21 protein-coding genes are annotated in these 26,164 nt (G+C 73.8%); 9 read left to right on the top strand and 12 right to left on the bottom strand.

All coding sequences use genetic code 11. From position 1 onward, the window contains the following. Positions 1-2: 2 nt before the first annotated feature. Both ACF1AG_RS26440 and ACF1AG_RS26435 read left to right on the top strand, forming a co-directional pair. The gene (locus tag ACF1AG_RS26440) at positions 3-1,235 is read left to right on the top strand and encodes an ROK family protein (protein ID WP_387795125.1); all 1,233 of its coding nucleotides are present in this window, start codon (positions 3-5) and stop codon (positions 1,233-1,235) included. After that, on the top strand, positions 1,232-2,113 hold the full coding sequence (locus ACF1AG_RS26435; RefSeq protein ID WP_387795126.1) for a Gfo/Idh/MocA family protein: 882 nt from the start codon (positions 1,232-1,234) through the stop codon (positions 2,111-2,113). Before ACF1AG_RS26440 ends, ACF1AG_RS26435 begins: the two co-directional genes overlap by 4 nt. A 78-nt stretch (positions 2,114-2,191) precedes the next feature. On the opposite strand, the gene msrA is transcribed toward ACF1AG_RS26435, so the two are convergent. The 3 genes from msrA to ACF1AG_RS26420 all read right to left on the bottom strand — a co-directional run bounded on the left by msrA (position 2,192) and on the right by ACF1AG_RS26420 (position 5,380). Beyond that, positions 2,192-2,704, bottom strand: coding sequence for a peptide-methionine (S)-S-oxide reductase MsrA (gene msrA, locus ACF1AG_RS26430; protein ID WP_359750826.1), 513 nt, complete (start codon positions 2,702-2,704; stop codon positions 2,192-2,194). A 133-nt stretch (positions 2,705-2,837) separates the two neighbouring features. Next, positions 2,838-3,947, bottom strand: a complete 1,110-nt coding sequence (locus ACF1AG_RS26425; RefSeq protein ID WP_387795127.1) for an SGNH/GDSL hydrolase family protein — start codon at positions 3,945-3,947, stop codon at positions 2,838-2,840. A gap of 266 nt (positions 3,948-4,213) precedes the next feature. Next, the gene (locus ACF1AG_RS26420) at positions 4,214-5,380 is read right to left on the bottom strand and encodes an ROK family protein (protein ID WP_391810501.1); all 1,167 of its coding nucleotides are present in this window, start codon (positions 5,378-5,380) and stop codon (positions 4,214-4,216) included. 178 nt (positions 5,381-5,558) lie between these two features. Between ACF1AG_RS26420 and ACF1AG_RS26415 the strand changes: the two genes are divergently transcribed. Continuing rightward, positions 5,559-7,709 carry an alpha-galactosidase gene (locus ACF1AG_RS26415; RefSeq protein WP_391810500.1) on the top strand — a complete coding sequence of 717 codons (2,151 nt, stop codon included), beginning with the start codon at positions 5,559-5,561 and terminating at the stop codon, positions 7,707-7,709. Between the two features lie 43 nt (positions 7,710-7,752). On the opposite strand, the gene ACF1AG_RS26410 is transcribed toward ACF1AG_RS26415, so the two are convergent. From ACF1AG_RS26410 to ACF1AG_RS26375, 8 genes are all read right to left on the bottom strand, one after another. After that, complete coding sequence (locus ACF1AG_RS26410; protein WP_359603744.1) at positions 7,753-8,196, bottom strand: ATP-binding protein; 444 nt, start codon at positions 8,194-8,196, stop codon at positions 7,753-7,755. Positions 8,197-8,283: 87 nt separating this feature from the next. Further along, the gene (locus ACF1AG_RS26405) at positions 8,284-10,383 is read right to left on the bottom strand and encodes a prolyl oligopeptidase family serine peptidase (protein WP_391810499.1); all 2,100 of its coding nucleotides are present in this window, start codon (positions 10,381-10,383) and stop codon (positions 8,284-8,286) included. Continuing rightward, entirely contained in the window at positions 10,380-12,164 is a 1,785-nt protein-coding gene (locus tag ACF1AG_RS26400) for an N-acetylglutaminylglutamine amidotransferase (protein ID WP_391810498.1), read from the bottom strand. The genes ACF1AG_RS26405 and ACF1AG_RS26400 overlap by 4 nt, the downstream gene beginning before the upstream one ends. A 157-nt stretch (positions 12,165-12,321) precedes the next feature. Then, positions 12,322-13,515, bottom strand: a complete 1,194-nt coding sequence (locus tag ACF1AG_RS26395; protein ID WP_359750837.1) for a YbdK family carboxylate-amine ligase — start codon at positions 13,513-13,515, stop codon at positions 12,322-12,324. A gap of 171 nt (positions 13,516-13,686) precedes the next feature. Continuing rightward, positions 13,687-14,022 carry an STAS domain-containing protein gene (locus tag ACF1AG_RS26390; RefSeq protein ID WP_359603736.1) on the bottom strand — a complete coding sequence of 112 codons (336 nt, stop codon included), beginning with the start codon at positions 14,020-14,022 and terminating at the stop codon, positions 13,687-13,689. A gap of 79 nt (positions 14,023-14,101) precedes the next feature. Further along, complete coding sequence (locus ACF1AG_RS26385) at positions 14,102-15,349, bottom strand: SpoIIE family protein phosphatase (RefSeq protein WP_359603734.1); 1,248 nt, start codon at positions 15,347-15,349, stop codon at positions 14,102-14,104. After that, complete coding sequence (locus ACF1AG_RS26380; RefSeq protein WP_359603732.1) at positions 15,346-16,152, bottom strand: alpha/beta hydrolase; 807 nt, start codon at positions 16,150-16,152, stop codon at positions 15,346-15,348. Before ACF1AG_RS26380 ends, ACF1AG_RS26385 begins: the two co-directional genes overlap by 4 nt. Positions 16,153-16,194: 42 nt before the next feature. Next, the gene (locus tag ACF1AG_RS26375; RefSeq protein WP_359603730.1) at positions 16,195-17,094 is read right to left on the bottom strand and encodes an NAD(P)-dependent oxidoreductase; all 900 of its coding nucleotides are present in this window, start codon (positions 17,092-17,094) and stop codon (positions 16,195-16,197) included. 113 nt (positions 17,095-17,207) lie between these two features. Between ACF1AG_RS26375 and ACF1AG_RS26370 the strand changes: the two genes are divergently transcribed. Both ACF1AG_RS26370 and htpG read left to right on the top strand, forming a co-directional pair. Continuing rightward, entirely contained in the window at positions 17,208-17,837 is a 630-nt protein-coding gene (locus ACF1AG_RS26370; RefSeq protein ID WP_359603752.1) for a TetR/AcrR family transcriptional regulator, read from the top strand. A 67-nt stretch (positions 17,838-17,904) separates the two neighbouring features. Further along, positions 17,905-19,827 carry a molecular chaperone HtpG gene (htpG, locus tag ACF1AG_RS26365; RefSeq protein ID WP_391810497.1) on the top strand — a complete coding sequence of 641 codons (1,923 nt, stop codon included), beginning with the start codon at positions 17,905-17,907 and terminating at the stop codon, positions 19,825-19,827. 27 nt (positions 19,828-19,854) lie between these two features. Here the strand turns inward: htpG and ACF1AG_RS26360 are convergent, their stop codons facing one another. Then, on the bottom strand, positions 19,855-20,421 hold the full coding sequence (locus tag ACF1AG_RS26360) for a DUF2269 family protein (protein ID WP_391810496.1): 567 nt from the start codon (positions 20,419-20,421) through the stop codon (positions 19,855-19,857). A 69-nt stretch (positions 20,422-20,490) separates the two neighbouring features. Here ACF1AG_RS26360 and ACF1AG_RS26355 point away from each other — a divergent pair, with 69 nt between their 5' ends. From ACF1AG_RS26355 to ACF1AG_RS26340, 4 genes are all read left to right on the top strand, one after another. Further along, positions 20,491-21,798, top strand: coding sequence for a cation:proton antiporter (locus ACF1AG_RS26355; protein ID WP_387795130.1), 1,308 nt, complete (start codon positions 20,491-20,493; stop codon positions 21,796-21,798). A 77-nt stretch (positions 21,799-21,875) separates the two neighbouring features. Beyond that, positions 21,876-22,814, top strand: coding sequence for a hypothetical protein (locus tag ACF1AG_RS26350; RefSeq protein WP_391810495.1), 939 nt, complete (start codon positions 21,876-21,878; stop codon positions 22,812-22,814). Positions 22,815-22,989: 175 nt separating this feature from the next. Continuing rightward, entirely contained in the window at positions 22,990-24,702 is a 1,713-nt protein-coding gene (locus tag ACF1AG_RS26345) for a SpoIIE family protein phosphatase (protein ID WP_391810494.1), read from the top strand. Positions 24,703-24,858: 156 nt separating this feature from the next. After that, positions 24,859-26,031, top strand: a complete 1,173-nt coding sequence (locus tag ACF1AG_RS26340; RefSeq protein ID WP_359603719.1) for a S1 family peptidase — start codon at positions 24,859-24,861, stop codon at positions 26,029-26,031. Positions 26,032-26,164: the final 133 nt, after the last annotated feature.

Below are 26,164 nucleotides of genomic sequence, written 5' to 3'. Positions count from 1 at the left end.
CCATGGGGGAACGTGTGACGACGCCGCAGCCGGTCAGCGCGGGCGGACTGCTGGACCTGATCCGCAGCGGACGCGCCAACACCCGGGCCGCCCTGCAACGCGCGACCGGGCTGTCCCGGTCCACCGTGGGGCAGCGGCTCGACCTGCTCAACGGGGCCGGCTGGCTGCGGCACACCACGGGCGCCTCCACCGGCGGCCGCCCCTCGGAGCGGATCGTCTTCGACCCCGCGCACGCCTCGGTGCTCGCCGTGGACCTGGAGACACGGCACGCCCGGGCGGCGGTGCTCGACCTGACGGGCACGATCCTCGCCGAGCACACCGGGCCGCTGGACATCACCGAGGGACCGGACCACGTCCTGGACCATGTCGCCCGGTGGTTCCCCGACCTGATCGCCGCGGCGGGCGCCGACGCGTCCCGTGTCTGCGGGGTGGGTCTGTCGGTGCCCGGCCCGGTCGACTGGGAGGTCGGCCGGGTCGTCGAGCCGCCCATCATGCCCGGCTGGGACCGTTACCCCATCCGCGAGCGCCTCCAGGACGCGTACGCGCGGCACGTGGGCGCGAGCCTGGAGAGCGGCCCGGTGCCCGTCCTGGTGGACAACGACGCCAACCTGATGGCGCTGGCCGAGCAGCAGGCCAACCACCGGGACTGCGGCGCCTTCGTGCTGGTGAAGGTCTCCACCGGCATCGGCGCCGGCGTGGTCGTCGAAGGCCACGTCTACCGGGGCATCGACGGCGGCGCCGGCGACATCGGACACATCCGGGTGCACGACCGCACCGACGCGCTGTGCATGTGCGGCTCGTACGGCTGTCTGGCGGCCGTGGCGAGCGGCCGGGCCCTGGCGAAGGAGCTGTCCGGGGCGGACGGGAACGCCGCGTCCGGCTCCGACGTCAGGCGGCTGCTCGCCGAGGGGCATCCGGACGCGATCCGGCTCGCCCGGGAGGCGGGCCGCCGGGTGGGCGAGGTCCTCGTCACCGTCGTCACCCTGCTCAACCCCGGGGTGCTGATGCTCGCCGGGGACCTGTCCGGAGTGCCGTTCATGACCGGGGTGCGCGAACTGCTCTACCAGCGGGCCATGCCCCGCACCACGGCCAACCTCCAGATCGTCACCTCCCGCCTCGGCGACCACGCCGGCCTCATAGGGGCCGCGACCACGGTCGTCGAGCACCTCTACTCCCCCGCCCGTGCGGACGCCCGGCTCGCCCGGATCCTCACGCCTCAGTCAGGACGACCGTGACCTTCTCCCCCTGGACCCGCCGGCCCGTCGAGGTCGGCCTGGTCGGCGCGGGCCCCTGGGCCCGCGCCATGCACGCCCGTATCCTCGCCGCAGGACCCGAGACCCGGCTCACCGCCGTGTGGGCCCGCCGCACCGAGGCGGCGCACGCGACGGCCGCCCCGTACGGGGCCGACGTGGCCGGCTCCTTCGAAGAGCTGCTCGACCGGTGCGAGGCGGTGGCGTTCGCCGTGCCGCCCGCCGTGCAGGCCGAGCTGGCGCCCCTCGCCGCGGGACGCGGCAGGGCGCTGCTGCTGGAGAAACCGCTCGGGCCCGACCTGGACACGGCCCGGCGCGTCGCGGACGCGGTGGCCGATTCCGGCGTGGTCTCGCAGCTCGTGCTGACCAAGCGGTACCACCCGGTGACCCGGGCGTTCCTCGCCGCCGCGCGGGACGTCGAGGTATCCGGCGCCCGCTCCTGCTATCTCCACGGCGCCTTCCTCGGCGGGGAGTTCGCGACGGGCTGGCGGCTGGAGCAGGGTGCGCTGCTGGACCTGGGCCCGCATCTGCTGGACCTGCTGGACGCGGCGGTCGGGCCGGTCAAGGCGATCCGTGGCACCGGCGACACCCGTAGCTGGCTGGAGCTGACCTGCGAGCACGAGAACGGCGCGGTCAGCCAGGCGTCGCTGTCCGGCGCGGTGAACGTGCCCCGGGCGGTCACCCGCGTCGAACTGTTCGGCGCCGGACAGCCGTTGGTGTACGACACGGCGGAGATCGACCACGAGGAGTGCTGGCCGGTGCTGCGCCGGGAGTTCGCGACGGCGGTGCGCACCGGCGTCACGACCGCCCCGGACGCGGCACGCGGGCTGTACCTCCAGGAGCTGATCGCGCAGGTGGTGTGACGGCACGTCAGCCGTGTGCACGACGAAGGGGGCGCGCCCGCCGTGCGGGCGCGCCCCCTGTCGTGTGCCGCCGTCGGCTCAGGACGCCGCGCGCCTCGGCAGGCGCCAGTTGGGCCGCGGGAAGTGGCAGGTGTAGCCGTCCGGGTAGCGCTGGAGGTAGTCCTGGTGCTCCGGCTCGGCCTCCCAGAAGTCCCCGGCCGGGGTCACCTCGGTGACCACCTTGCCCGGCCACAGCCCGGACGCGTCGACGTCGGCGATGGTCTCCTCGGCGACGCGCTTCTGCTCGTCGTCGTAGTAGAAGATCGCGGAGCGGTAGCTCATGCCGATGTCGTTGCCCTGGCGGTTCTTCGTGGACGGGTCGTGGATCTGGAAGAAGTACTCCAGGATCGTCCGGTAGTCGGTGACCGCCGGGTCGTAGGTGATCTCGATGGACTCGGCGTGGGTGCCGTGGTTGCGGTAGGTCGCGTCGGGGACGTCGCCGCCGCTGTATCCCACCCGGGTGCTCAGCACGCCCGGCAGCGTGCGGATCAGCTCCTGCATGCCCCAGAAGCATCCGCCCGCGAGCAGCGCCTTCTCCTCGGTCCTTGTCATCGTGTGTCGCCCTTCTCCCAGGTGTGCTGCGACGTTCCTCAGTGAGAACCGTGCCGGGACCTGCATTGTTCCGGCCGCGCCCGGTGCACCGGACACCGGGTCGCGTGGTCCTTCCGGGGAGCGCCGGGCGGGGTCAGCGCCCGGGCCCCGAGGCGCACTCCAGGTCCTTCAGGCGGACCTCGTCGGCCATCGCCAGCATCCCCTCGTCGGTGAAGTGGAGGTGGTCGCCGTTGTCGTAGGCGGGCCGGATGGACTCGGGGTCGCCGGGGTCGCGCACCGCCCGGTCGAAGTCGGCCACGGCGTCGAACAGTCCTTCGGTGCGGATGAACGCGTTGACCTCCTGGCGGACCGCCTCGGCCGCCGGGTCCCACTCGGGCCAGCCCTTGAACGGCGCGATCGTGGCGGCGACCACGCAGTGACCGGCAGCGTGGACGCGGTCGGTGAGCAGGCGGTAGCCGTCGATCAGGTCCTGGGCCGTGACGCCGGTGTGCGCCTTGAGATCGTTGACGCCCTCGAACAGCAGGACCGTGCGGACGCCCGGGTGGGACAGCACGTCCCGGTCGAGGCGGTTCAGGGCGCTGGGCGAGGCGGTGTCGGCGAGCACCTTGTTGGCGGAGATGCCCGCGTTGGCCACGCCGCGGACGGTGGTGGCGAGGGAGTGCTGGAGGCGGCGGGAGAGGTGATCGGGCCAGCGTCGGTTGAGGTCGGTGGTGGACTCCCAGCCGTCGGTGATGGAGTCGCCGAGCGCGACGACCGCGCCGGTGCGGGCGGGGGTGCGGACGGTGACGGCGTCCAGGTAGAACCACGACGTGACGGTCGTCGTCCAAGGGGTGGCGGACTCGTCGGCGGTGTGGTCGCCCTGGGTGACGTACGAGGTCTGCATGGCCAGCCGGTGTCCGGTAGCGGGGCCGGCCGCGTCGGGACTGTGGAGGCTGACGACCAGGTTGGTGCGGGCGCGGATCCGTCCCGGGAGCGGGTCGCTGAGGACGAGGCCGCCGGGCGGGACCGTCACGCTCGTGCGGCCGTCGAAGGTGAGCCGTCGGTTGCTGCCGGGGACCAGGGCGGCGCCCTCCCGCTGGAGGCCGGCGTACACGCTGTCGAAGGTCAGCGGCCGGTCACCGAAGGCGTTGGAGAGCCGTACGCGCATCCGGTCGCCGCCGACGCTGGTGTGCACGACCAGCCGGTAGGCGCGGTCGGGCACGCCCGTGCCCAGCCGGAACGCGCTGGTGGCCCACGTGACCACGTCGTGCCGGGGCGGTGCGCTCCCGGCCGCCGAGGGGACGGGGCCGAGGAGGGCGGCGAGGAGGGCCAGGACGAACAGCCCGCGCAGCCGGGTCCGCCGCGGGGGAAGCCTTCGAGGGTGGAGCGTCGTGGTGTTCAGCGTCGCCTCCCACGTGTCCCGTGATGTTGTGGTGACCCCTAGTGAGACTAGCGGCACGGGCCGGGCCCGGCACCGCCTGCATCAGGCCGTCATCGGCCGTTCATCTCCGGGTCTCCGGCACGCGGGCGTCAGCGGCCGACGAAGGTATGGATGGCCGTGGCGGCGGCGCCCCGGGCCCACTCCTCGAACGGCAGCGGGCGGGTGCGGACCTCGCAGCGGGCGGCGGAGCCGAAGGCGGCCGTGGTGAAGGCGTCGCGGATCTGCCCGGCGAACAGCTCGTACGCGGCAAGGCCCTCACCGGAGATGATCACGCGTTCGGGGCCGAGCAGGTTGGCCACGGCGGCGATCCCCCGGCCGATGGCCTCCCCCGCCCTGGCGTAGACGGCGCGCGCCCCCTCGTTCCCCCGGCGCGCGAGAGCGAGGGCTTCCGTGGCATCGGCGACCGGGACGCCGGTCACCTCGCGGACCCGGGCGGTGATCGCCGCGTCGGAGGCGACGGCCTCCAGGCAGCCGCGGTCGCCGCAGTGGCAGGACGGACCGTCGGGGACGACGGGGACGTGGCCGATCTCCCCCGCGACGCCGTGTGCGCCGGAGACGATCCTGCCGTGCACCACGAGTCCGCAGCCGATGCCCGCGCCCACGGTGACGACGGCGAAGTCGGACAGGCCCACGCCGTCGCCGAACCACTGCTCGGCCACGGTCAGCGCACGGACGTCGTTGTCGACGGTGACCGGCAGCCCGGTCGCCACCTCGACGAGCCCGGCGAGGGGCACGTCGTGCCAGTCCAGGAAGGGCGACCGGCGCACCGTGCCCGCGGCGCGGTCCACGACCCCGGCGACCGCGATGCCGACCCCCAGGACCGGCACGCCGAACCCCTCCGCCTCGGTGAGCAGTTCCCGTACGAGGTCGACGGCGACCGGGAGGACCTCGGGGGGCGTCCGTCCGGGCAGGGGGACGCGACGGGCGACGCGGATGCGGCAGCACAGGTCGGTGAGCACGCCGATGATCTCGTCGCCGGTCGCCTTGAGCCCGACGAACAGTGCCCGTCCGCCGTCGACCCGCACCGGGTTGGCCGGGCGGCCGACCGCCGGGCGGACCTCCGCGCCCGCGTCCTCCACCAGGAAGCCGGCCTCGATCAGCGGCCGTACGGCCTTGGTGACCGCCGCCGGGGACAGACCCGCCCGCCGGGCCGCCTCCTGCCGGGTGAGCGGGCCGTGCGTGAGGACGGTGGTGAAGATCTGGGAGGCCGCCGGGGTGTGCGCCGGGAACGTCCCGGCGGGCGAGGTCGAGGGCATGGCCGGGAACCTAGGACTCTTGTTTTCCGCTGTCAATGAAAGGAGGCGTCTTTCTTTCGAAGGCTAGGCAGAGTCCGTATCCGCCTTGTAAATGCAAGAGCCGGTCGCCTCTTGACACATGATCGAAGGCCACGCTTGGGTGTGCGGTGCAATCTCCTGACGCCGATCGTGAGGCACCATGCCGCTCATCACCCGCTCCCCCGACACCGGGGTCTGGCTGCTGACCACCCCGCGCACGTCGTACGCGCTGTGGATCGACGACACCGGCGCGCCCTGTCATGTGGCGTGGGGCCCTCGCCTCACCCCCGAGGAGGCGGACACGCTCGCGGCGCCCTTCGCGGCGCCGTCGAACAGCTTCGAGGGGCGCCCGCCCGTGGGCGAGGAACTGCCCGTGGACGGCGGCACCCGCTACGGTCCGCCCTCGCTCCAGGTGCGGTACGCCGACGGCTCGCGCGCCTTCGAGTGGGAGCCCGCCGGCCACCGGGTGGACGATTCGGTGCCGGGCCGCGAGGAGTTGGTCCTTCGGTTCCGGGACCGGGTGGTCCCGCTGTCGGTCGCGCTGCACTACCGGGTCCGGGCCGACACGGACGTGATCGAGCGCTGGACCGTGCTGCGCAACGACGGCGACGAGCGGGTGGACCTGCTGCGCGCCGACTCCGCCGCGTGGACGCTGCCGCCGCTGGCCGACTACCGGCTGAGTCATGTCACCGGCCAGTGGTCGGCGGAGACGCGGCTGCGCCGGGAGCGACTGGCGCACGGCGAGACCGTGCTGACCAGCCGGCGCGGTATCACCAGCCACCACGCCAACCCGTGGACCATGCTCGACGACGGCTCCGCCGACGAGGACCGGGGCCGGGTGTGGAGCACGGCCCTGGCGTGGAGCGGCAGCTGGCGGATCACCGTGCAGCGCACGCCGGACGGGCGGGCGGGGCTGACCGGCGGCGTGGGCCACGAAGGGACGTGCGTGCCGCTCGCACCGGGTGACGAGTTCACCACGCCGGTGGCCGCGGGACTGTTCACCGACGGCGGTTTCGGCGCGGCGAGCCGGGCGTGGCACGCCTACGTCCGTACGCATGTGCTGCGGCACGCCGGCGAGACGGCGCCGGTGCTCTACAACTCCTGGGAGGCCACGGGCTTCGACGTGGACGAGGCGAGCCAGCTCGCGCTCGCCGAGCGCGCGGCCAGGCTCGGCGTGGAGCTCTACGTCGTGGACGACGGCTGGTTCGGCGCCCGCCGCAGCGACCGGGCGGGCCTCGGCGACTGGACGCCGACGCCCGACCGCTTCCCGCACGGACTGCGGCCGCTGTCCGACGCCGTGCACCGGCTCGGCATGCGGTTCGGCCTCTGGGTGGAGCCGGAGATGGTCAACCCGGACAGCGACCTGTACCGGGCCCACCCCGACTGGGTGCTGCACCTGCCGGGCCGGCCGCGCACCGAGCTGCGCAACCAGCTCGTGCTGAACTTCGCCCGGCAGGACGTCGCCGACTGGGCCTTCGGCCGGCTCACCCGGCTGGTCGCCGAGCACCGCGTGGACTTCCTCAAATGGGACATGAACCGTGTCTTCGGCGAGTCCGGCTGGGCGGGCCGGGAAGGCGGCAACGACCAGCTGTGGACGCGCTACGTGCACCAGCTGTACGGCGTCATGGACCGGCTGCATCAGGCGCACCCGGAGCTGCGGATCGAGACGTGCAGCGGGGGCGGCGGCCGGGTCGACCTGGGCATCCTCGCGCGCACCGACCAGGCGTGGACGTCCGACAACACCGACGCCGTGGACCGGCTGGGCATCCAGCAGGGCTTCAGCCAGGTGTATCCGGCGCGGGTGATGTCCGCGTGGGTGACGGACGTGCCCAACCAGCTCACCCGGCTGTCCGTGCCGCTGCGGTTCCGCTTCCACGCGGCGATGGCCGGGCTGCTCGGCCTCGGCGGGGATCTCACCCGCTGGAGCGAGGAGGAACTGGCCGAGGCCGCGGCACTGGTGGCCCGCTACAAGGAGATCCGGCATCTGGTGCAGCACGGTGACCAGTACCGGCTCGGCGACCCGTACGGCGACGGCGCGTCGGCCGTGCAGTACGTGGCCGCGGACGGGGGTGAGACGGTGGTGCTGGTCTTCGGCGCCAGCCCGCGGCACGGGTCCCCGCGGGTGCCGCTCCGGCTGCGCGGCCTGCCGTCGGGCGTCCGCTTCCGGGACTCGGAGACGGGGACGGTGCACCACGCGACGGTGCTGACGGAGTACGGACTGGACGTCGCCCTGCCGAGCGGCGACTGGGCGAGCGCCGTGATCCACCTGGAGCGGGTGCCGGACGGCGCCGGGGACCGGGCGGAGCGCTGAGGTTCCGCCGGGGACCGGGCGGAGCGCCGGGAAGGGGAGGCGGTCAGGCGGAGAGGGCGATACGCGCGGTGATGCTCTTGCCCTCCGCCTCCCGACGGATGTCGAGGGCCTCGGTGACGGCCATGACGATCTCGAGACCGTGCTGCCCCACACGGCCGGGGTCGGAGTCCCGGGGCCGCGGCGCCTCCGGGTTGCCGTCGTGGACGACCACCTCCACGGCGTCGCCGAAGACCCGCAGATCCAGCCCGACGGGGCCCGGCGCGTACTTGCGGGCGTTGGTCACCAGTTCGCTGACCACGAGCTGGGTGATCTCCACCACCCGGTCCGGCACCGGCACACCGTTCTCCGTCCGCGCCCGGTCGAGGAACTCGGCCGCCAGGCGGCGTGCCTGCGCTATCCACGCGCCCTCGGCGTCCAGGGCGTAGGAAGCCCTCAGCCGAGGTGCGCCTGTCACCGTCTCCCCCTCATCGACAGGAACTGATTTCATCCGGTCCGCCTTTACTCGATCACACCGCGCGACTACCCGCATCGCTCCCCCGCACGCCCAAGAAGTGTGACAGGTACGTCGGACAGGTCAGTCCGCCAGGTGCCGCTCGAGCCAGTCACCTGCGGCGCGGCGGAAGAAGCGTCGGTTGTCGGCGCGGCGGAAGTCGTGGCCTTCGTCACGCAGGAGGAGCAGTTCCGCCTCCAGGCCGCGTTCCCGTGCGGCCCTGACGAACTGCTCGGACTCGCCGGGCGGCACGTTGGTGTCGTGCTCGCCGTGCACGGCGAGGACCGGGGCGCGCAGGGCGTCGACCCGGCTCATCGGCGACAGGGCGCGCAGCAGGTCCCGGTCGTGTTCCGGGTGGCCGTACTTGTGCGCGGCGGACTGCGCGATCCAGGGCTCGGTCCCGGCGAAGAAGGTGGTCAGGTCCGACATGCCGCACACGGCCACGCCGGTGCGGAACAGGTCGGGGTGCCAGACCAGGGACGCCATGGTGAGGTAGCCGCCGTAGGAGCGGCCCATGACGGCCATCCGCCGTGGGTCGGCGAGGCCCTGCACCATGACGTGCGCCGCGCAGTCCGCGACGTCGTTGACGGCCGAGAAGCGTCCGGCGCCCAGGTCGGCGTCGGTGAAGCTGCGGCCGTGGCCGGAGGAGCCGCGCACGTCGGGGGCGAACACGTCCAGACCGCGGCCGAGCAGCTCCAGGTAGAGCGGGTCGAGGACGGGACGTTCCTGTTCCTCCGGCCCGCCGTGCAGATGCAGGACGCAGGGTGCGGGTTCGCCGGGCGAGCGGCCGGGGGCGCGGTAGTACCAGCCGCCCAGCCGGAGGCCGTCCCGGGCGACGGGCCGCACGGGCGTGGGGCGCACCGGGGTGAGGCCGGGCGGGAAGGCGTCCTCGTCGCGGGAGGACCAGGGGGTGCGCAGGGGCGCGCCGTGCGGCAGCCACCACACTCCGGGGTGGCGCGCCGACCCGGACAGCGCGACGACGGGCGCGTCGGGGTCGGCGGTGGGCGCGATCCGGGTGACGACCTCGTGGGGCAGGTCGACGCGGCGTGCGCCACCGGCCGAGGGCGGGGTGACCGAGCGGGGCGCGGCGCCGTGCGGCGGGGCGGCCCTCAGGGCGCGCAGCTCCGGCTCGCTGACCCCGAGCCGGTTCCACGACAGCACGGCGCGGCGGCCGTCGCGGCCGAGGGCGAGGAGTTCGAGGCCGCAGTCGTCGCGTTCGGCGGCCACCCGGGTGCTGTGGAGCCCGCCGCGCGTGTCGAGGTGTGCGGCGAGCAGGGCCGCGTACTCACGTCCGGCGTCGCTGCGCAGCCAGAGCGTGCCCGCCGACGGGGAGAAGCCGCCCACCCAGGGGTCTCCGTCGGCGACCGGGAAGGCGCAGGTCACGGCGGAGTCCTCGGTGCGGACGACCAGGGCCTCGCGGCGTCCGCGGGGGCCCCGGTAGACGAGGGCGAGGCGGCCGTCGCGGCTGAGGTCGCACACCCGCTGGTTGGCGGCGCCGCGTTCGCTGAACAGCAGGACGGGCGCGGCGGTGCCCTCCGGGTCGACGAGGTAGGCGGACAGGGTCCGCTCCTCCAGCTCCCGGCCGGACCCGGGCAGTACGCCGCCGTCGCCGGAACCCAGCCGTCCGCCGGCCGGGTCGAGCAGGACGGCCCGGCCACCGCGGCCCGCCCACTGCGGCGCGTGCTCGGTGCCGGGCGGTCCGGGGGCCTCCGCGTGGTACCGGTCGTCGTGACCGGGCGGGGCGGACTCGGTGACGGTCACCGCGATCGCGGAGCCGTCGTGCTGCCAGCAGCCGAGTCGCGCGGACGTGCCCGGCTCACCGCCGGCCAGCAGATGCCGGCCGCTGCCGTCGGGGCGTACGCAGAGCACCCGGGTCAGCTCGCCGCCGCCGGGCGCCGTGGTGTAGGCGATCCACCGGCCGTCCGGCGACCAGGACACCTCCGTGACGGGGTGCGGGTCGGCGTCGAGCCGGCGCACCTCCGGGCCGTCGACCGGGCCGGTCCACAGCTGCGGCACCCCGGCCCGGTCGCAGATGAAGGCGACGTGCCGGCCGCTGGGGTCGGCGGAGGGGTACCAGCAGCCGTGCACCGCCGCGGGCGGCAGGTCGTACGGCGCCGAGGTGTCGGCCAGCGGGGCGGACTCCGGGGCGTGGAGCGCGCTGCCGGGGTTGCGGGTCGCCGTCATCGGATCCCGTGGGTCTGGAGCCAGGTCTCGAGCAGCGCGATCTGCCACAGGGCGTTGGCGCCGCGCCGGGTGCGGTGGGCGTCGGGCTCGGCGAGCAGCCGCTCCACGTACTCGTCGCGGAACACGCCGCGCGCCCGGGCCTCGGGGGCGGTCATGGTGTCGCGGACCCGCTGGAGTACGGGCCCGGCCATGTGCCGGATCGCCGGGACCGGGAAGTAGCCCTTGGGCCGGTCGACGACCTCGCGCGGCAGCACCCGGCGGCCTGCGGCCTTCAGGACGCCCTTGCCGCCGTCGGCGAGCTTCAGCTCGGGCGGGCAGGCGGCGGCGAGTTCGACCAGCTGGTGGTCGAGGAACGGCACTCGGGCCTCCAGCCCCCAGTCCATGGTCATGTTGTCGACCCGCTTGACCGGGTCGTCGACCATCATCACCAGGGTGTCCAGGCGCAGTTGGGCGTCGAGGGCGGTGTCGGCGCCGTCCTGCGCCATGTGCTCGCGGATGAACTCCGCCGAGGTGTCCCGGTCGGGCAGCATCTCGGGGCGCAGCACATCCGCCATGTCGGCGTGGCAGCGGTCGGCGTAGGCGTCGACGTACGCCTCGGCGGCCCGCTCGCGGGGAGCGCCCGCCATGGCCGGGTACCAGTCGTACCCGGCGAACACCTCGTCGGCGCCCTGCCCGCTCTGCACGACCTTGACCTCCTTGGCGACCTGCTCGGACAGCAGGTGGAAGGCCACCACGTCGTGGCTCATCATGGGTTCGCTCATGGCGCGGACGGCTCCGTCGAGCGCGCCGGCGACCCGGTCGGAGGGCACCATCAGCTGGTGGTGGCGGGTGTCGAAGTGCCGGGCCACCAGGTCGGAGTAGTGGAACTCGTCGCCGTCCTCGTCGCCCTCGGACTCGAAGCCGACGCTGAAGGTCGCCAGGTCCCGCTGCCCCTCGTCGGCCAGCAGCGCGACGATCAGGCTGGAGTCAAGGCCGCCGGAGAGCAGCACGCCCACGGGCACGTCGGCGACCATGCGGCGGCGCACGGCGGTGCGCAGGGCGTCCAGGACCGCGTCGGTCCAGTCGTCGGCGGTCAGGTCCGCGTAAGCGGGGCGCCGGGTGTGGAGGGGGTGCCAGTAGCGGCGGTCGTGCTGGGTGCCGTCGGGCTCGACGACGCGCACGGTGGCCGGGGGCAGCTTGCGGACGCCGTTGAGGACGGTGCGGGGCGCGACGACCGTGGCGTGCCAGCTCAGGTACTGGTGCAGGGCGACGCGGTCGAGGGAGGTGTCGACGCCGCCGGCCGCGAGCAGGGCGGGCAGCGAGGAGGCGAAACGCATTCGCTCGGCGGTGGCCGAGAGGTAGAGGGGCTTGATGCCGAGCCGGTCACGGCCGAGGACGAGGCGGCCGGTGTCCTGCTCGACGATCACGAAGGCGAACATGCCGTGGAAGCGGTCGACGCAGTCGGTGCCCCACTGCCGGTACGCCTTGAGCACGACCTCGGTGTCGGAGTGCGAGAAGAAGCGGTGCCCGAGGGCGTGCAGTTCGTCGCGCAGCTCACGGTAGTTGTAGACGCAGCCGTTGAAGACGCCGGTGAGGCGGGCGCCCGGGTCGGTCATGGGCTGGGCGCCGCACTCCGACAGGTCGATGATCTTCAGCCGCCGGTGTCCGAGGGCGACCGGGCCCTGGGACCACAGGCCGCGCCCGTCCGGGCCGCGCGGTGCGAGCCGGTCGGTCATGCGCTCCACCGCCGCGATGTCGGGCCGTCCGCCGTCGAACCGTATCTCCCCGCTGAGGCCGCACATCAGCAGTTCCTCCCTTCCCTCGGTTCCCGGTCCCTGGGGGCGGTGTCCTGCTGGGTGAGGGCGTGGCTGTTCCTGGACATGGGGTGATGATCACTCTCCTGGTTCGGGATCGGGTGGCGGGCCCGGCGCCGGACGCGGCGCGGGCCGGTGCGCCGGATCAGCCCGGCGTGCCCGGGATGGTGACCGGGTGGAGGTGTGAACGGCCGTTGGCGTGCCGGGTGGCTGCCTGGGGGCGCGGGCGACGGGCGCCCACGCGGGCCGGGAGGCGGTCGCCGCGCGTCTCGGTGACGAGCAGGTCGATGCCGGTCGGCAGGTCGGCCTCGCGGACCGTGCGACGCAGCCGGTCGGCCGCGCTGCCGACGGCGAGGGCCTCGTCGAGGAGATCGCGCACGGTGACGAAGTCGCCGGACGCCTCCAGGGCCGGGCGCAGCCGGTGCAGCATACGGCGCAGCACCAGGTGGGCGGGCGCGGCGCGGCGGGTCCACGGGTCGACCAGCGGGCCCTCCAGGCCGGAGCGTGCGGCGCGCCAGCCGGCGGCGCGCAGCCACTCGTGGTGGCCGTCGCAGCGCGGGTCGGCGCCGCGCTCCAGGCGGTGGCATGCGTCGCGCACCAGCGCCCGGAAGAGTCCGGCGATCAGCACGACCGTCTCGGCGCGCGGACAGGCGTCGCCGATCCGCAGCTCCAGTGTGCGCTGGTGGGCGGAGGGGCGTACGTCCTGGTAGAGCATGCCGGTGTCGCTGATGACGCCGGAGCCGATCAGTTCGGTGACGGCGGCGTCGTACTCGGCGGCGTCCCGGTAGCAGCCGGCCGGGCCGGCGGTGGGCCAGCGCTGCCAGAGCATGGTGCGCCAGGAGGCGTAGCCGGTGTCGGAGCCCAGCCAGTACGGGGAGCTGGCGGACAGCGCGAGCAGCGGCGGCAGCCAGGGCGACACCAGGCACATGGCGCGGACCGCGGTGTCGCGGTCGGGCACGTCGGCGTGCACCTGGGCGCTGCAGATGAGTTGTTCGTCGGCGACCCGGCGGTACTCGTCGGCCATCCGCCGGAAGCGGGGGTTCTCGGTGACGTCACGGGGGGTCACCCGGGCCAGTGGCACGGTGCCGGCGGCGACGACGGCCAGGCCCTCCCGGGCGGCCGCGGCGGCCAGACGGCGCCGGGTGCCGGACAGGTCGGCGTAGAGCCCGTCGAGGGTGTCGTGGACCTCACTGTTGCTCTCGACCGCGGACTGCTGCAGCTCGCTGCTGAAAGCGGCCGTGCCGAGTCTTTCCAACAGCATCCCGGCCCGGGGCACGAGTCGCCCGCTGTCCGCGTCCAGGACGTGGAACTCTTCCTCTGCTCCGATACGCACCGTCACCGCCGGTTTCCCCTTGCCTAGTCCTGTGCCGGCCCCGCGACGGCTCGGAGGCCACCGGCGGCGCTTTCGGCACACCCCGGGTGCCCCGGATGGCCCCGGCGCAATCGAACAGCCCTCGTCAGCGATGCGCGGGCGGCGACGTGCAGGAGGCGGCAGGACGGGTGCGTGCGGTCAGTTCGCCGGGAGGCGGTGGCTGTCCCGGATGTCGAAGACCTGGTCGAGACCGGTCAGGTGCAGCAGCCGGCGCAGCGCCTCGGGCACGGCCACCAGGATCAGTCCGGCGCCGTCCGCGTCCACGTGGTTGCGGACGGCGATCAGCGCGGTGATGCCGCTGGAGTCGCAGAAGCCCAGCTCGCCCAGGTCCACCACGAGCATCAGCCCGGCGGGGACGACCGCGCCGGCGGCGGCCCGGCGCAGTTGCTGCGCGTTGCTGTGGTCGAGATCGCCGGCGACCTCGAGGAGGGGGCCGGCGGGGGTGTGTGACGAGACGATCGTCAGGGGTGTCATGGCGGGCAGCTCTGTTCGTTCCGTGAAACTGTGCGTCGGGGAGGAGGGGGCGCTGTGCACCGGTGCGGCGCGGGACCGGTCAGGGGCCGGCGGGGACGCCGATCGCGAGGAGCGCGGTGTCGTCGTCGAGGCCGTCGCCGAAGTCGCGCAGCAGCCCGGTGAGGGCGTCGATCAGCGCGCGGCTGCCGGTGGGGGCGCGCGCGGCGGTGAACGCCTGCAGCGCGTCGTAGCCGTAGAGCTCACGGTCGGGGCCGACGCGGGCCTCGGTGAGGCCGTCGGTGTACAGCAGCAGCGTGTCGCCGGGCCGCAGCACGGTGCTCACCTCGACGAACTGTGCCGTGGCGAGGACGCCGACCAGCATTCCGCCGCGGGTGCTCAGGAACTCGGCCGTGCCGTCGGCGCGCAGGACCAGCGCCGGGGGATGGCCGCCGGAGGCCAGCCGGACCTTCAGGGTCTCCCCCTCGCGTTCGAACACGCCGGCCACGGCGGTGCAGTAGCGGGGGTCGTCGCCGGTGTAGCGCGCCATGAGGGCACGGTTGAGGATGCGCAGGTCGTCCACCGGGTCCGCGTCCTGGATCATGGCGGCGCGCAGGGTGTAGCGGGTGAGCGAGGTGAGGGCGGCGGCCTGGGGGCCCTTGCCGCAGACGTCGCCGAGGAAGAAGGCGGTCCGGGTGTCGTCCAGCGGGAACAGGTCGTAGAAGTCGCCGCCGAGTTCCATCGGGGAGGCCGTGTGGTAGTAGCCGGCCGTCTCCACGCCGGGCAGGTCGGGGAGGGTGGCGGGCAGCAGGCTGCGCTGGAGGACGGCCAGGGCCTCCCGCAGCTGGGCGCGGTCGGCCTCGGCCTGTTCGCGGGCCTCGTCGGCGGCCCGGCGGGCGCGCAGCAGTTCCTGCTCGTAGGCCCGCCGGTCGGTGGCGTCGAACACGGTGGTCCGGATCAGCAGCGGCTCGCCGTCGGCGCCGCGCTTGAGGGTGGAGGTGACCAGCACGGGCAGCCGGGTCCCGGTGGTGGTGCGCATCTCCAGGGCGATGCCGCCGAGGTGTCCCTGCATGCGCAGCAGGGGGGCGAAGTGCGTCTCGTGGTAGAGCTTGCCGCCGACCGTGAGGAGGTCGGCGAACCGCTTGTGGCCGACGACCTCCTCGCGGGAGAGGCCGAGCCACCCGAGCAGGGTGGCGTTGATCTTGGCGATGGTGCCGTCCAACAGTGTGGACAGGTAACCGCACGGCGCCGACTCGTAGAGGTCCTCCGCCGAGTCCTCCAGCAGGGCGCTGAACGCCGCGTGGGTCGCGGGCCCGCCCGCGCCGGGCTCCTCCGGGCCGCCCCGGTTCAACGGGGCCCGGCTGACAGGAAGGCGCTTATGGCCGATGCGGTGGCCTCGGGGGCGCTGAGCTGCGGGCAGTGGCCGACGGCGTCCAGGGTGACCAGCGTGCTGCCGGGCACGGCGGCGTGCACGTACGCGCCGACCTCGCGGGGCGCGATGACGTCCTGTTCGCACTCGAGGATCAGGGTCGGGACGGTCACGGTTTCGAGGTCCTTGCGGCTGTCGGAGAGGAACGTCGTGCGGGCGAACACCCGGGCGATGTCCGGGTCGGTCGCGCAGAAGCTGTTGGTCAGCTCCTCGCCGAGCTCCGGACGGTCCGGGTTTCCCATGATGACCGGCGCCATGGTCGCCGACCAGCCGAGGTAGTTCGACTCCAGGGACTCCAGCAGTTCGTCGATGTCGCCGGCGCTGAAGCCGCCGCGGTAGCCGTCCTCGTCGATGTAGCGCGGCGAGGGGCAGACCATGACCAGGGCACCGATGCGCTCCGGGGCGGCGGCCGCGGCCAGCACGCCGGTCATCGAGCTCACCGAGTGCCCTACGACGATCGCGTCACGCAGGTCGAGCTCCTCGCAGACCTCCACCAGGTCGCGGGCGTAGCCGTCGAGGGAGGAGTAGCGGTCCTCGCTCCAGGCGGACAGGTCCGAGCGCCCGGCGCCGACGTAGTCGAAGAGCACCAGCGGGTGGTCCTCGGCGAGGAGCGGCTCGACCAGACGCCACATGTTCTGGTCGCAGCCGAAGCCGTGCACGAGGACGACAGGACGCCCGGCGGTCGCTCCGGTCACTCGGACGTTGTTCCTGCGGAGGATGCTCATCCGCCCATGCTCGCACGCCGGGCACGGTGGCCGTCGGCGGCCTCAGACGACGACGTCGCCCTGCGCGTGGGCCCCGTCGGTGCGGGCCTCCAGGGCGCGCAGCACGGCCACCATGTCCTCGTCGCCGTGTCCGCCCGTCACGGTCTCCCGGAAGAGGGCGTGGCACACGTCGAGCAGCGGGGAGGCCACCCCTGCCGCGCGGGCGGCCTCGGCGATCAGCCGGTTGTTCTTGAGCACGTCGACGGCGGCGGCCTGGACCGCGAAGTCCCGGGCGAACAGCTTGGGCGCCTTCATCCTGGAGACGGAGCTGGCCATGGGTCCCGCGTCCAGCACGTCGAGGAAACGGGCGCGGTCCAGTCCGTGCCGGTCGGCGAAGTGGAACGCCTCGGTGAGCCCGGTGACCTGGGTGATCAGGAAGAGGTTGACGGCGAGCTTCATCAGCAGGGCGCCCGGCACCGGCCCGCAGTCGAAGCTCTCCCGGCACATGGGGGCGAGCAGGGGGCGCACGTCCGCGAGGACGGAGTCCTCCCCGGCCAGCATCGCGACGAGTTCGCCCTGCTCGGCGGGGACGCGGGAGCCGGAGACGGGGGCCTCGGCATAGGCGCCTCCGGCAGCGCGTACGTCCTTCTCCAGCGCGGCGGAGTACTCGGCGGAGGTGGTGCCCATGTGGACGACGGTGCGTCCGGCCAGGCGGGTTTCGAAGGCGGGGGTGCCGCGGCCGAGCACCGCGTCGACGGCCGCCTCGTCGGCCAGCATCAGCAGGACGGTGTCCGCCCGTTCGAAGACCTCCGCCGGGCTCGCGGCCACCTCGGCGCCCGCCTCGCGCAGGGGCGCGCACCGCTCCGGGGTGCGGTTCCACACGACCAGGGGGGTCCCGGCGCGCGCGAGGTTGAGCGCCATGGGGCGGCCCATGACGCCGAGTCCGACGAAGCCCACACGCATGACGCACCACCGTTCCCCGGTTCTCCGCTATGACCACTGTCATAGTAGCGCCGTTCATGACCGCGGTCATAGGGTGGACCGGCGGGACGCCGGACGAGATGCGGGAGGCCTGGATGGCAGGGGCCGAGCGGGGGCCGCGGGAGCGGATGGTGTTCAGCGCCGCCCAGCTGATCCGGCGCGAAGGGGTCGGCGCGACGGGCATGCGTGAGGTGGCCGCGCACGCGCGGGCGCCGCGCGGCTCGCTCCAGCACTACTTCCCCGACGGCAAGGAGCAGCTGGTCAACGAGGCCGTCGGCTGGGCCGGCAGATACGCGGGGAACCGGGTGTCACGGTTCCTCGCCGCGCTGCCCGAGCGGACGCCGTCCGGTCTGTTCTCCGAGATGGTCCGCCAGTGGACCGACGAGTACGAGACCGAGGGGTTCGACGGCGGCTGCCCGGTCGCGGCGGCCACGGTGGACTGTGCCCGTACGGCCGACTCCACGCGGCAGGCCGCGGAGGCCGCCTTCGCCCGATGGACGGGCGCGGTGGCCGGCGCCCTGGCGGACATGGGCGTGCCCGAGGAGCGCAGCCGGCCGCTCGCCACGCTGATGATCAGCTCCCTCGAGGGGGCCATCCTGATCGCCCGGGCCGAGCGCAGCGTCCGCGCCCTGACGACGGCCGTCCGGGAACTCGGCCCCCTGCTGGACGCGGCGGTGACCCGGCCCGCGACGGACGGCGGAACGGCCGAAGCCGCCGGGAGCTGACGCCTCGTTGACTACAGTGATCGCGCCAGTATCCGGCGTCTCTGGACCTGTGAGGTAATCGCGAACCATGTCGACCGAAACGTTTGAGTTCCAGGTAGAGGCTCGTCAGCTCCTCCAGCTGATGATCCACTCGGTCTACTCGAACAAGGACGTGTTCCTCCGTGAGCTCGTCTCCAACGCCTCGGACGCACTCGACAAGCTGCGGCTGGCCAAGCTGCGCGACGACACGCTCGACGCCGACGTCTCCGACCTGCACATCGAGCTGGAGACCGACCGGGACGCCGGGACGCTCACCGTGCGGGACAACGGCATCGGCATGTCGTACGACGAGGTCGGCCGGCTGATCGGCACCATCGCCAACTCGGGCACGGCGCAGTTCCTGAAGGAGCTGAAGGAGGCCCAGGAAGCGGTCGGGGCGGAAGGGCTGATCGGGCAGTTCGGCGTCGGCTTCTACTCCGCGTTCATGGTCGCCGACGAGGTGACCCTGACGACCCGCAGGGCAGGCGAGAAGCAGGGCACTCGCTGGTCCTCGCACGGCGAGGGCACGTACACGCTCGAGCGGGTCGACGACGCACCGCAGGGCACCTCCGTCGTGCTGCACCTCAAGCCCGCCGACCCGGACAACCAGCTGCACGACTACACGTCGGTCTGGAAGCTCAAGGAGATCGTCAAGCGCTACTCGGACTTCATCACCTGGCCGATCCGGCTCGTCGGCGAGAAGGACGGCGAGGGCGACGACGGCGAGGGCGACGACGGCGAGACCGCCGAACCCGAGACGCTGAACTCCATGAAGGCGCTGTGGGCGCGCCCGCGTGACGAGGTGTCCGAGGACGAGTACCACGAGCTGTACAAGCACATCGGCCACGACTGGCGCGAGCCGCTGGAGACGATCCAGCTGCACGCGGAGGGCACCTTCGAGTACCAGGCCCTGCTGTTCGTCCCGTCGCACGCCCCGCACGACCTGTTCCGGCAGAACATGCGGCACGGCCTCCAGCTGTACGTGAAGCGCGTGTTCATCATGGACGACTGCGAGGCGCTGCTCCCGTCGTACCTGCGGTTCGTCAAGGGCGTGGTGGACGCGCAGGACCTCTCGCTCAACGTGTCCCGCGAGATCCTCCAGCAGGACCGGCACATCCGGATGATGCAGCGCCGCCTCACCAAGAAGGTGCTGTCCTCGGTGAAGAGCATGCTGACCGGTGACGCGGACAAGTACGCCACGTTCTGGCGGGAGTTCGGCGCGGTGCTGAAGGAGGGTCTGGTCACCGACCCCGACAACCGGGACGCGCTGCTCGCGGTGGCGTCGTTCGCCTCCACGCACGAGGACGGCGAGGCGGTCACGCTCAAGCAGTACGTCGAGCGGATGCCGGAGGGACAGGACGACATCTACTACATCACCGGCGAGTCCCGCGAGACGATCGACAACTCCCCGCACATGGAGGCGTTCCGGGAGCGCGGCATCGAGGTGCTGCTCCTCACCGACCCGGTCGACGAGGTGTGGGTGGACGCCGTCGGCGAGTTCGAGGGCAAGAGGCTGCGGTCGGTCGCCAAGGGCGAGATCGACCTGGACGCGCGCGAGGACGACAAGAGCGAGGACGAGCAGAAGCAGCAGGCGGAGGCGTACGCGGGGCTGCTCGGCTGGATGCACGAGCGGCTGGACGACGACGTCAAGGAGGTCCGTCTGTCGACGCGGCTCACCCGGTCCCCGGCCTGTCTCGTCGCCGACGCCGACGACCTCACTCCGGCGCTGGAGAACATGTACCGGGCCATGGGCCAGGAGGTGCCGCAGAGCAAGCGCATCCTGGAACTCAACCCGGACCACGCCCTGGTGAAGGGGCTGAACGAGGCGTACACGGAGCGGGAGGACCGCTCGGAGCTCGCCGACACCGCCGAACTGCTGTACACCCTGGCCGTGGTGGCGGAGGGCGGCCGGCCCAAGGACCCGGCGCGGTTCGTGCAGCTCACGGCGGACCGCCTGGAGCGCACGCTGTGAGGTGACGCGGCCCGCCGTCCCCGCCCGTCAGACCCGGGCGGGCTCGGCGGGCGCCGGCCCGCGGGCCGCCTCCCGCAGCCGCCTGCCGCGGCGGGTGAGGCCCCAGGGCTTCAGGACCGAGATCACCGTCATGAAGACATAGGCGGACAGGGACACGACCGGGCCCATCAGGACGTCCCCGCCGTCCGGCAGCGGGTGCCCGGCGGACACGGCCGCCACCGCGTCGTTCACGCCCGGCCGCAGCGCGAAGGCGGTCGCGGCTGTGGTGGCGAGGGTCAGCCAGAACTTGGTCCACACCCAACGGTGCCGGGCCAGCCCCCAGGGCGTGCCCAGGGCCAGGACCAGACCGCTGCCGAGGGTCAGCAGGGCGACCGGCAGCAGCAGCCAGTCGGCGAAGAGCTGCATGGACCGCACGGACGCCTCCACCGTGGCGGGCGCCCCGGTGGTGTTCGCGGCCAGGCCGAGCGCGAGCAGCCCGACGGAGAGCCCCAGCCAGCCGGCGGAGGCGACGACATGGACGGCGAGGACGGCCCGGCGTGCGGGGCGGACGAGTTTCACGCCGTCCACGGTGCCGGACCCGCCCGGCCGGGACATCCCACGGCGGGAGTAACCGCGTGTACCGACAGGGGCGTACGCCACGGGAGGCGGGGGCACAAGTGAGCGGTGACCACAGCAGATCTCCTCTTCGCCCTCCTCGGCGCGGTCGCCCTGGGCGCGGCCGTGCTCCCGCGGCTGCTCGCCCGCAGGCCGCTCTCCCTGCCCCTGGTGTTCCTGGCGCTCGGCGCCGCCGTCCAGGTGCTGCCCGTCCCGCTGCCGGACATCGATCCGGTCGCGGACGGGGTGTGGGTGGAGCATCTGGCGGAGATCTGCGTGGTGCTCTCCCTGATGGGCGCGGGCCTCGCCCTGAACCGGCCCTTCGGCCGCGCGAGCTGGCAGGGCGTGTGGCGTCAGCTCGGCATCACGATGCCGCTGACGATAGCCGCCGTCGCCGCCCTCGCCTGGGGTCTGCTGGGCTGGCCGGTGGCGACCGCACTGCTGCTGGCGGCGGTGCTCGCGCCGACCGACCCGGTGCTCGCCTCCGAGGTACGCGTCGGTGAGCCGACGGACGCCGAGCACGACGAGGACGAGGTCCGCTTCACCCTGACCGGTGAGGCGGGGCTGAACGACGGGCTCGCCTTTCCGTTCGTCGCCGCCGCGATGGCCCTGGCCGCCGCGGGCGGGCAGATCACCGGCGGCGGTGTCGGCCACTGGCTGATGGTCGAGGTGCTGTACAAGTGCACGGCGGGCGTGGCCGCGGGGCTGGCCGTCGGGGCGCTGCTGGGCCGGCTGTTCTTCCGGGCCCGGTGGCAGGTGCTGCGGCTGTCGGAGCACAGCGAGGGGTTCGTCGCGCTCGGCGCGACCTTCCTCGCGTACGGGGTTACGGAGCTGGTGCACGGCTACGGCTTCCTGGCCGTGTTCGTCACCGCCTGCCGGATCCGCTCGGCGGAGCGCACGCACGGCTACCACACCGTGCTGCACGACTTCGTGGAGCAGATCGAGCGGCTGCTGACGGCGGTGCTGCTGTTCCTGGTGGGCGCGTTCGTCGCCCAGGGCGGTCTGGACCCGCTCAGCTGGCAGGGCGCGGCGGTGGCGGTGCTGCTGCTCCTCGTCGTCCGTCCGCTGACCGGGTGGGTCGCCCAGCTCGGCGCGGCGGCGGGCCCGCGGGAGCGGGTGGTCACGGCGTTCTTCGGCATCCGCGGCATCGGCTCCCTGTTCTACCTGGCGTACGCGCTGGACTCGCACGACTTCGGGGTGCCGCCCGAGGTGCTGTGGGCGGTGGTGACCTTCACGGTGGTCGCCTCGGTGTGGCTGCACGGGGTCAGCGCCACACCCGTCATCTCCCGCCTCGACCGGCTGCGGCTGCACCGCGCCGAGGCGAGCGGCGCCGGGCCTGATCCCGACGGCCACGAGGTGGCGGGCGAGCGGCTGTGAACGCCCTGACGACGAGCGTCCGGCGAGCGGATCGTCCCGATGTGCGAGGCCGCCGGGTTCGGTGTTGTGTGGGGCTCATGCGGCGCGAGGACGGGCGGCCGGGCCCCGAGGACGATGTCGAGGCGGTCCTCGACGAGCTGTACGCGCTGCCGCCGTCGGAGTTCGTGGCCCGGCGGGAGGAACGCGCCGCGCGGGCCCGGACGGGGCGCCGCGTCCAGGACGCACGCCGTATCCACGCCGCCCGCCGTCCCACCCTCGCCGGATGGGCCGCGAACCTGCTGCGCCGGTCGCGGCCCGACGAGGCGGAGCGCTTCCTGGAGCTGGGACGCGCGCTGCGGGAGGCGTACGCCACGCTCGACCCGAGCGGTCTCAGGGAGCTGTCGGCGCAGCGGCGGCACATCGTCTCCGAGATGTCGCGGCAGGCGGCGGCGCTTGCGCGGGAGGCGGGTCATCCGCTGTCGGACGCGGTGCAGCGGGACGTCGAGACGACGCTGCGGGCCGTGCTGGCCGACCCGGAGGCCGCCGCGGTGTGGCAGGCGGGCCGGGTGGAGGGTGTGCTCACCCCTCCTTCGGAGTTCGGCGCGGACGCGGTCGCCGCCGCGCCGGCCCGCCGCGCGTCCGCGCCCGCCCGGCCGCCCCGTGAGGACACGACGTCGGCGCGGAGGAAGAAGGACGAGGAGGCCGAGCGGCGGCGCGCCGAGCGGGAGGAGCGCGCCGTCCGGGCCCGGGAGGAGGCGCGGGCCGCCGAGGAGCGGCTGCGCGAGCGGCGAACGGTCCGCGAGGAGGCCGCGGCGGCGCTGGAACGGGCCGACGAGCGGGAACGGGAGGCGGGTGAGCGGGTGGCCGCCCTGGAGGAACAGCTCGCCGTAGCCCGTACGGAACGGGAGCGGACGCACGCGGAACTCGGCGAGGCGCGCGAGCGCGAACGGGCCGCGGCGGAGGAATTGGCGGAGGCCGGGCGCGAGGCGGAGGCCGCCGCGCGCCGGGCCGGGCAGGCGGAGAGGGACGGCGCGTGACCGGGCAGCACGGGAGACGGACGAACGGGGAGAGACGGGCGCGGCGGTGCGGGTACCCGGGGGCCGCGCCCGCCCCTGGGGAAGCCCGGGCGGAGGCGCGCGGACGGAGCGGAGCACGGGAGGTGTCTCACGTGACGGAGCGGGGACGGGCCGCCCGCCGGACGGAGGCCGCGGGATGACGCACGACGAGACGCGGGACCCGGCGGACGGCGTCCACGGGACTGTGCCGGCGTCGCTGCCCTCGCTGCTGGCGTCCCTCGACGCCGCGGCGTACGTGGTGGACGCGACGGGCGCGGTCGTGGCCGTGAACGCACGGGCCGAGAAGCTCCTGGGACGGCCGGCCGGGGACTTCGTCGGCCGGGACGCACACGAACTGCTGCACCGCAGCCGGTACGGCGCCACCCTGCCGCGCGCGCAGTGCGGGATGCGGCAGGCGTACATGGCGGGCCGGACGGTGCAGTCGGAGGAGGAGTGGTTCGAGCGCGGCGACGGGTCGCTGGTGCCGGTTTCCTGGCTGGTGACCCCGTGCCGTACGGACGACGGGACGGTCCGCACGCTGGTGCTGTTCCACGCGCCGCACGACCCGGTGGAGACGCGCACCCCGGGCGACCGGTTCGGCAGCCCGCTGCCCGAGCTGGAGCGGCTGGCCCTGCTGGCGGAGACCACCACCCAGCTGACCGCCACACTGGACGTCGGACAGGCGCTGCGCAGGCTGGTGCGGCTGGTCGTGCCGCAGCTCGCCGACTGGGCGGTCGTCGACCTGGTCACCGAGGGCGGCCGGGTCCACCGCTCGACCGTCGTGCATGCGGAGGACGGCAACCTGGTGCGGCACGAGGACCTCCAAGGGCCCCTCTCCCCCGTCCCGGAGGACTCGCTGCTGCCACTGGCGCGGGCGCTCCGCGGCGTCTCCCCCTCGTTGGCCGAGCCCTCCCCACGGCTCGCGTCGGACTCCCCGCTCGGGGCGCAGCAGGCCCGCCTGTTCGCGGAGTCGGGCATCCACTCCGCGGCCGTCGCGCCGATCCGGGGCGTGCGGGAGGTGCTCGGCGCGCTGACCCTGGGCCGCTCCGACCGGTCGGAGGCGTTCACCTCGGACGACCTGCCGCTGCTGGAGGACATCTGCCGCCGGGCCGGACTGGCGCTGGACAACGCCCGGCTCTACGAGCGGCAGCGCACGGTCGCCGAGACCATGCAGCGCCATCTGCTGCCGCAGCTCCCGCACGTGCCCGGCCTGGAGATGTACGCGCGGTACCTGGCCGCACCGGACGCCTCGCAGGTGGGCGGCGACTGGTACGACGCGTTCGTGCTGCCGGACGGGGCGACCGCGCTGGCCGTCGGGGACGTCGTCGGGCACGACCTCGACGCGGCGGCGGGCATGGCACAGCTGCGCAACGTGCTGCGGGCCTACGCGTGGGCGCAGCAGGAGCCGCCCAGCGCCATCGTGTCGCGGCTGGACCGGTCGGCCATGCACATCACCGATGTCACCATGGCGACCCTGCTGTTCGCCCGCCTGGACCGGGAGGACGACGGGCGGTGGACGCTGACGTGGACCAACGCGGGCCACCCTCCCCCGCTGCTGGTCACGCGCGACGGCGAGGCGCGCTTCCTCACCGACGGGCACGGCATGCTGCTCGGCACCGCCCTGGACCGGCCACGCCCCGTGGGCGAGGCCGAAGTGCCGCCCGGAGCCACGCTGTTGTTCTACACGGACGGCCTGATCGAGGAGCCGAGCCGGTCGCTGGACGACGGCCTTGAGCTGCTGCGCACCCACGCGGCCGCGCTGGCGGAACACCCGCCCGCCCGGTTCACCGACCTGGTGCTGGAGCGTACCCGCCCGGCCGGGAACGACGACGACGTCGCGCTCCTCACCGTGCGCGTGCCCGTGGAGTAGCGAGCCCTCTGGCAACGGCCTCCGGCCATACGGCCGGAACTTGGCATAGACCTGCCATGATCAAGTCGCTAGGCTTCGCCCCGACTCGCTTGAGAGCGCTCTCATGCGTGTGTGTTCCACCCCCACCTCTGCTGGAACGACGAAGGGCGACCTTCCATGAGACGACGCACCGGACTCACGCACGCGGCCGTGGCCGCGGCACTGCTGATCGGCAGCTGGGCGGCGGCCGGCACACTCCCCGCCTCGGCGCAGGAGGCCCCCGCCTCCGCAGCGGCCGACGCCTCCGCGCCCGCCTCCCCCGGACTGCTCGACGCGATGCAGCGCGACCTCGGCCTGACCCGCGCCGAGGCGGAGGACCGGCTGGCCGCCGAGCGGCGGGCCACCGCGCTGGCCCCCACGGCGCGCAAGGCCGCCGGATCCGCCTACGGTGGCTCCTGGTTCGACGCCCGCAGCGGCACGCTGACCGTCGCCGTCACCCCGGACGCCGATGCCGCGACCGTCCGCACCCTGCGCGGGTCCGGCGCCGCCGTCCGCACCGTCGAGCACACCGAACGGCAGCTGGACACGACCAAATCCCGCCTCGACCGGCTCGACGCCCCGGCGGGCGTGGCCAGTTGGGCCGTGGACCCGGCCGCCAACACGGTCGTGGTGAACGTGGTCGAGGACGCCCGGACCGACAACGATGTCCGCGCCTTCGTGCGGAAGGCGCGCGCAGCCGGCCCGGTGACCGTGCGCACGGTCGCGGACGCGCCGTCCACGTTCGCCGCGGGCACGGTCGGCGGCGACCCGTACTACACGGGCAACGTGCGCTGCTCCATAGGCTTCTCGGTGCACGGCGGGTTCGTCACCGCCGGGCACTGCGGGGGCGTCGGCCAGCAGGTGCGCGGGTGGGACGGCTCGTACATCGGGAACTTCCAGGGCTCCTCGTTCCCGGGCGACGACTACGCCTGGGTGAACGTGGGCAGCGGCTGGTGGACCGTGCCGGTGGTGCTCGGCTGGGGCACCGTCTCCGACCAGCTGGTGCGCGGCTCGGCCGAGGCCCCGGTCGGAGCCTCGGTCTGCCGCTCGGGCTCGACGACCCACTGGCACTGCGGGCGCGTGCTGGCCAAGAACGAGACCGTCAACTACGCCCAGGGCGCGGTGCACCAGATGACGAAGACCAGCGTGTGCGCCGAGGGCGGCGACTCGGGCGGCTCCTTCATCAGCGGCGACCAGGCACAGGGCGTCACCTCCGGCGGCTGGGGCAACTGCTCCAGCGGGGGCGAGACCTGGTTCCAGCCGGTCAACGAGATCCTCAACCGCTACGGACTGACGCTGCACACGGCCTGACCGCTCCCCTTCCGCACTCCCGCGGGCCCCGCCGGACTCTTGGGTTCTAACGGTCCTCGCAACACCCGCGATCTGTGGGAGTTGCGAGGACCGTGGCCGTTGGACGCGATGATCTTGCGGGGATGCGGGAGCG

It is taken from the genome of Streptomyces sp. NPDC014764 (genome assembly GCF_043082785.1).
Classification (GTDB): Bacteria; Actinomycetota; Actinomycetes; order Streptomycetales; family Streptomycetaceae; genus Streptomyces; species Streptomyces althioticus.
This window is presented reverse-complemented; position numbering and strand designations above follow the sequence as displayed.

Bases quoted from the DNA above. Each gene is read 5' to 3' on its own strand.
- ACF1AG_RS26440 (WP_387795125.1), top strand. From the start codon at position 3: ATGGGGGAACGTGTGACGACGCCGCAGCCGGTCAGCGCGGGCGGACTG.
- msrA (WP_359750826.1), bottom strand. From the start codon at position 2,704: ATGACAAGGACCGAGGAGAAGGCGCTGCTCGCGGGCGGATGCTTCTGG.
- ACF1AG_RS26420 (WP_391810501.1), bottom strand. From the start codon at position 5,380: ATGCCCTCGACCTCGCCCGCCGGGACGTTCCCGGCGCACACCCCGGCG.
- ACF1AG_RS26415 (WP_391810500.1), top strand. From the start codon at position 5,559: ATGCCGCTCATCACCCGCTCCCCCGACACCGGGGTCTGGCTGCTGACC.
- ACF1AG_RS26410 (WP_359603744.1), bottom strand. From the start codon at position 8,196: ATGAAATCAGTTCCTGTCGATGAGGGGGAGACGGTGACAGGCGCACCT.
- ACF1AG_RS26405 (WP_391810499.1), bottom strand. From the start codon at position 10,383: ATGACGGCGACCCGCAACCCCGGCAGCGCGCTCCACGCCCCGGAGTCC.
- ACF1AG_RS26400 (WP_391810498.1), bottom strand. From the start codon at position 12,164: ATGTGCGGCCTCAGCGGGGAGATACGGTTCGACGGCGGACGGCCCGAC.
- ACF1AG_RS26390 (WP_359603736.1), bottom strand. From the start codon at position 14,022: ATGACACCCCTGACGATCGTCTCGTCACACACCCCCGCCGGCCCCCTC.
- ACF1AG_RS26380 (WP_359603732.1), bottom strand. From the start codon at position 16,152: ATGAGCATCCTCCGCAGGAACAACGTCCGAGTGACCGGAGCGACCGCC.
- ACF1AG_RS26375 (WP_359603730.1), bottom strand. From the start codon at position 17,094: ATGCGTGTGGGCTTCGTCGGACTCGGCGTCATGGGCCGCCCCATGGCG.
- ACF1AG_RS26370 (WP_359603752.1), top strand. From the start codon at position 17,208: ATGGCAGGGGCCGAGCGGGGGCCGCGGGAGCGGATGGTGTTCAGCGCC.
- htpG (WP_391810497.1), top strand. From the start codon at position 17,905: ATGTCGACCGAAACGTTTGAGTTCCAGGTAGAGGCTCGTCAGCTCCTC.
- ACF1AG_RS26360 (WP_391810496.1), bottom strand. From the start codon at position 20,421: ATGTCCCGGCCGGGCGGGTCCGGCACCGTGGACGGCGTGAAACTCGTC.
- ACF1AG_RS26350 (WP_391810495.1), top strand. From the start codon at position 21,876: ATGCGGCGCGAGGACGGGCGGCCGGGCCCCGAGGACGATGTCGAGGCG.
- ACF1AG_RS26345 (WP_391810494.1), top strand. From the start codon at position 22,990: ATGACGCACGACGAGACGCGGGACCCGGCGGACGGCGTCCACGGGACT.
- ACF1AG_RS26340 (WP_359603719.1), top strand. From the start codon at position 24,859: ATGAGACGACGCACCGGACTCACGCACGCGGCCGTGGCCGCGGCACTG.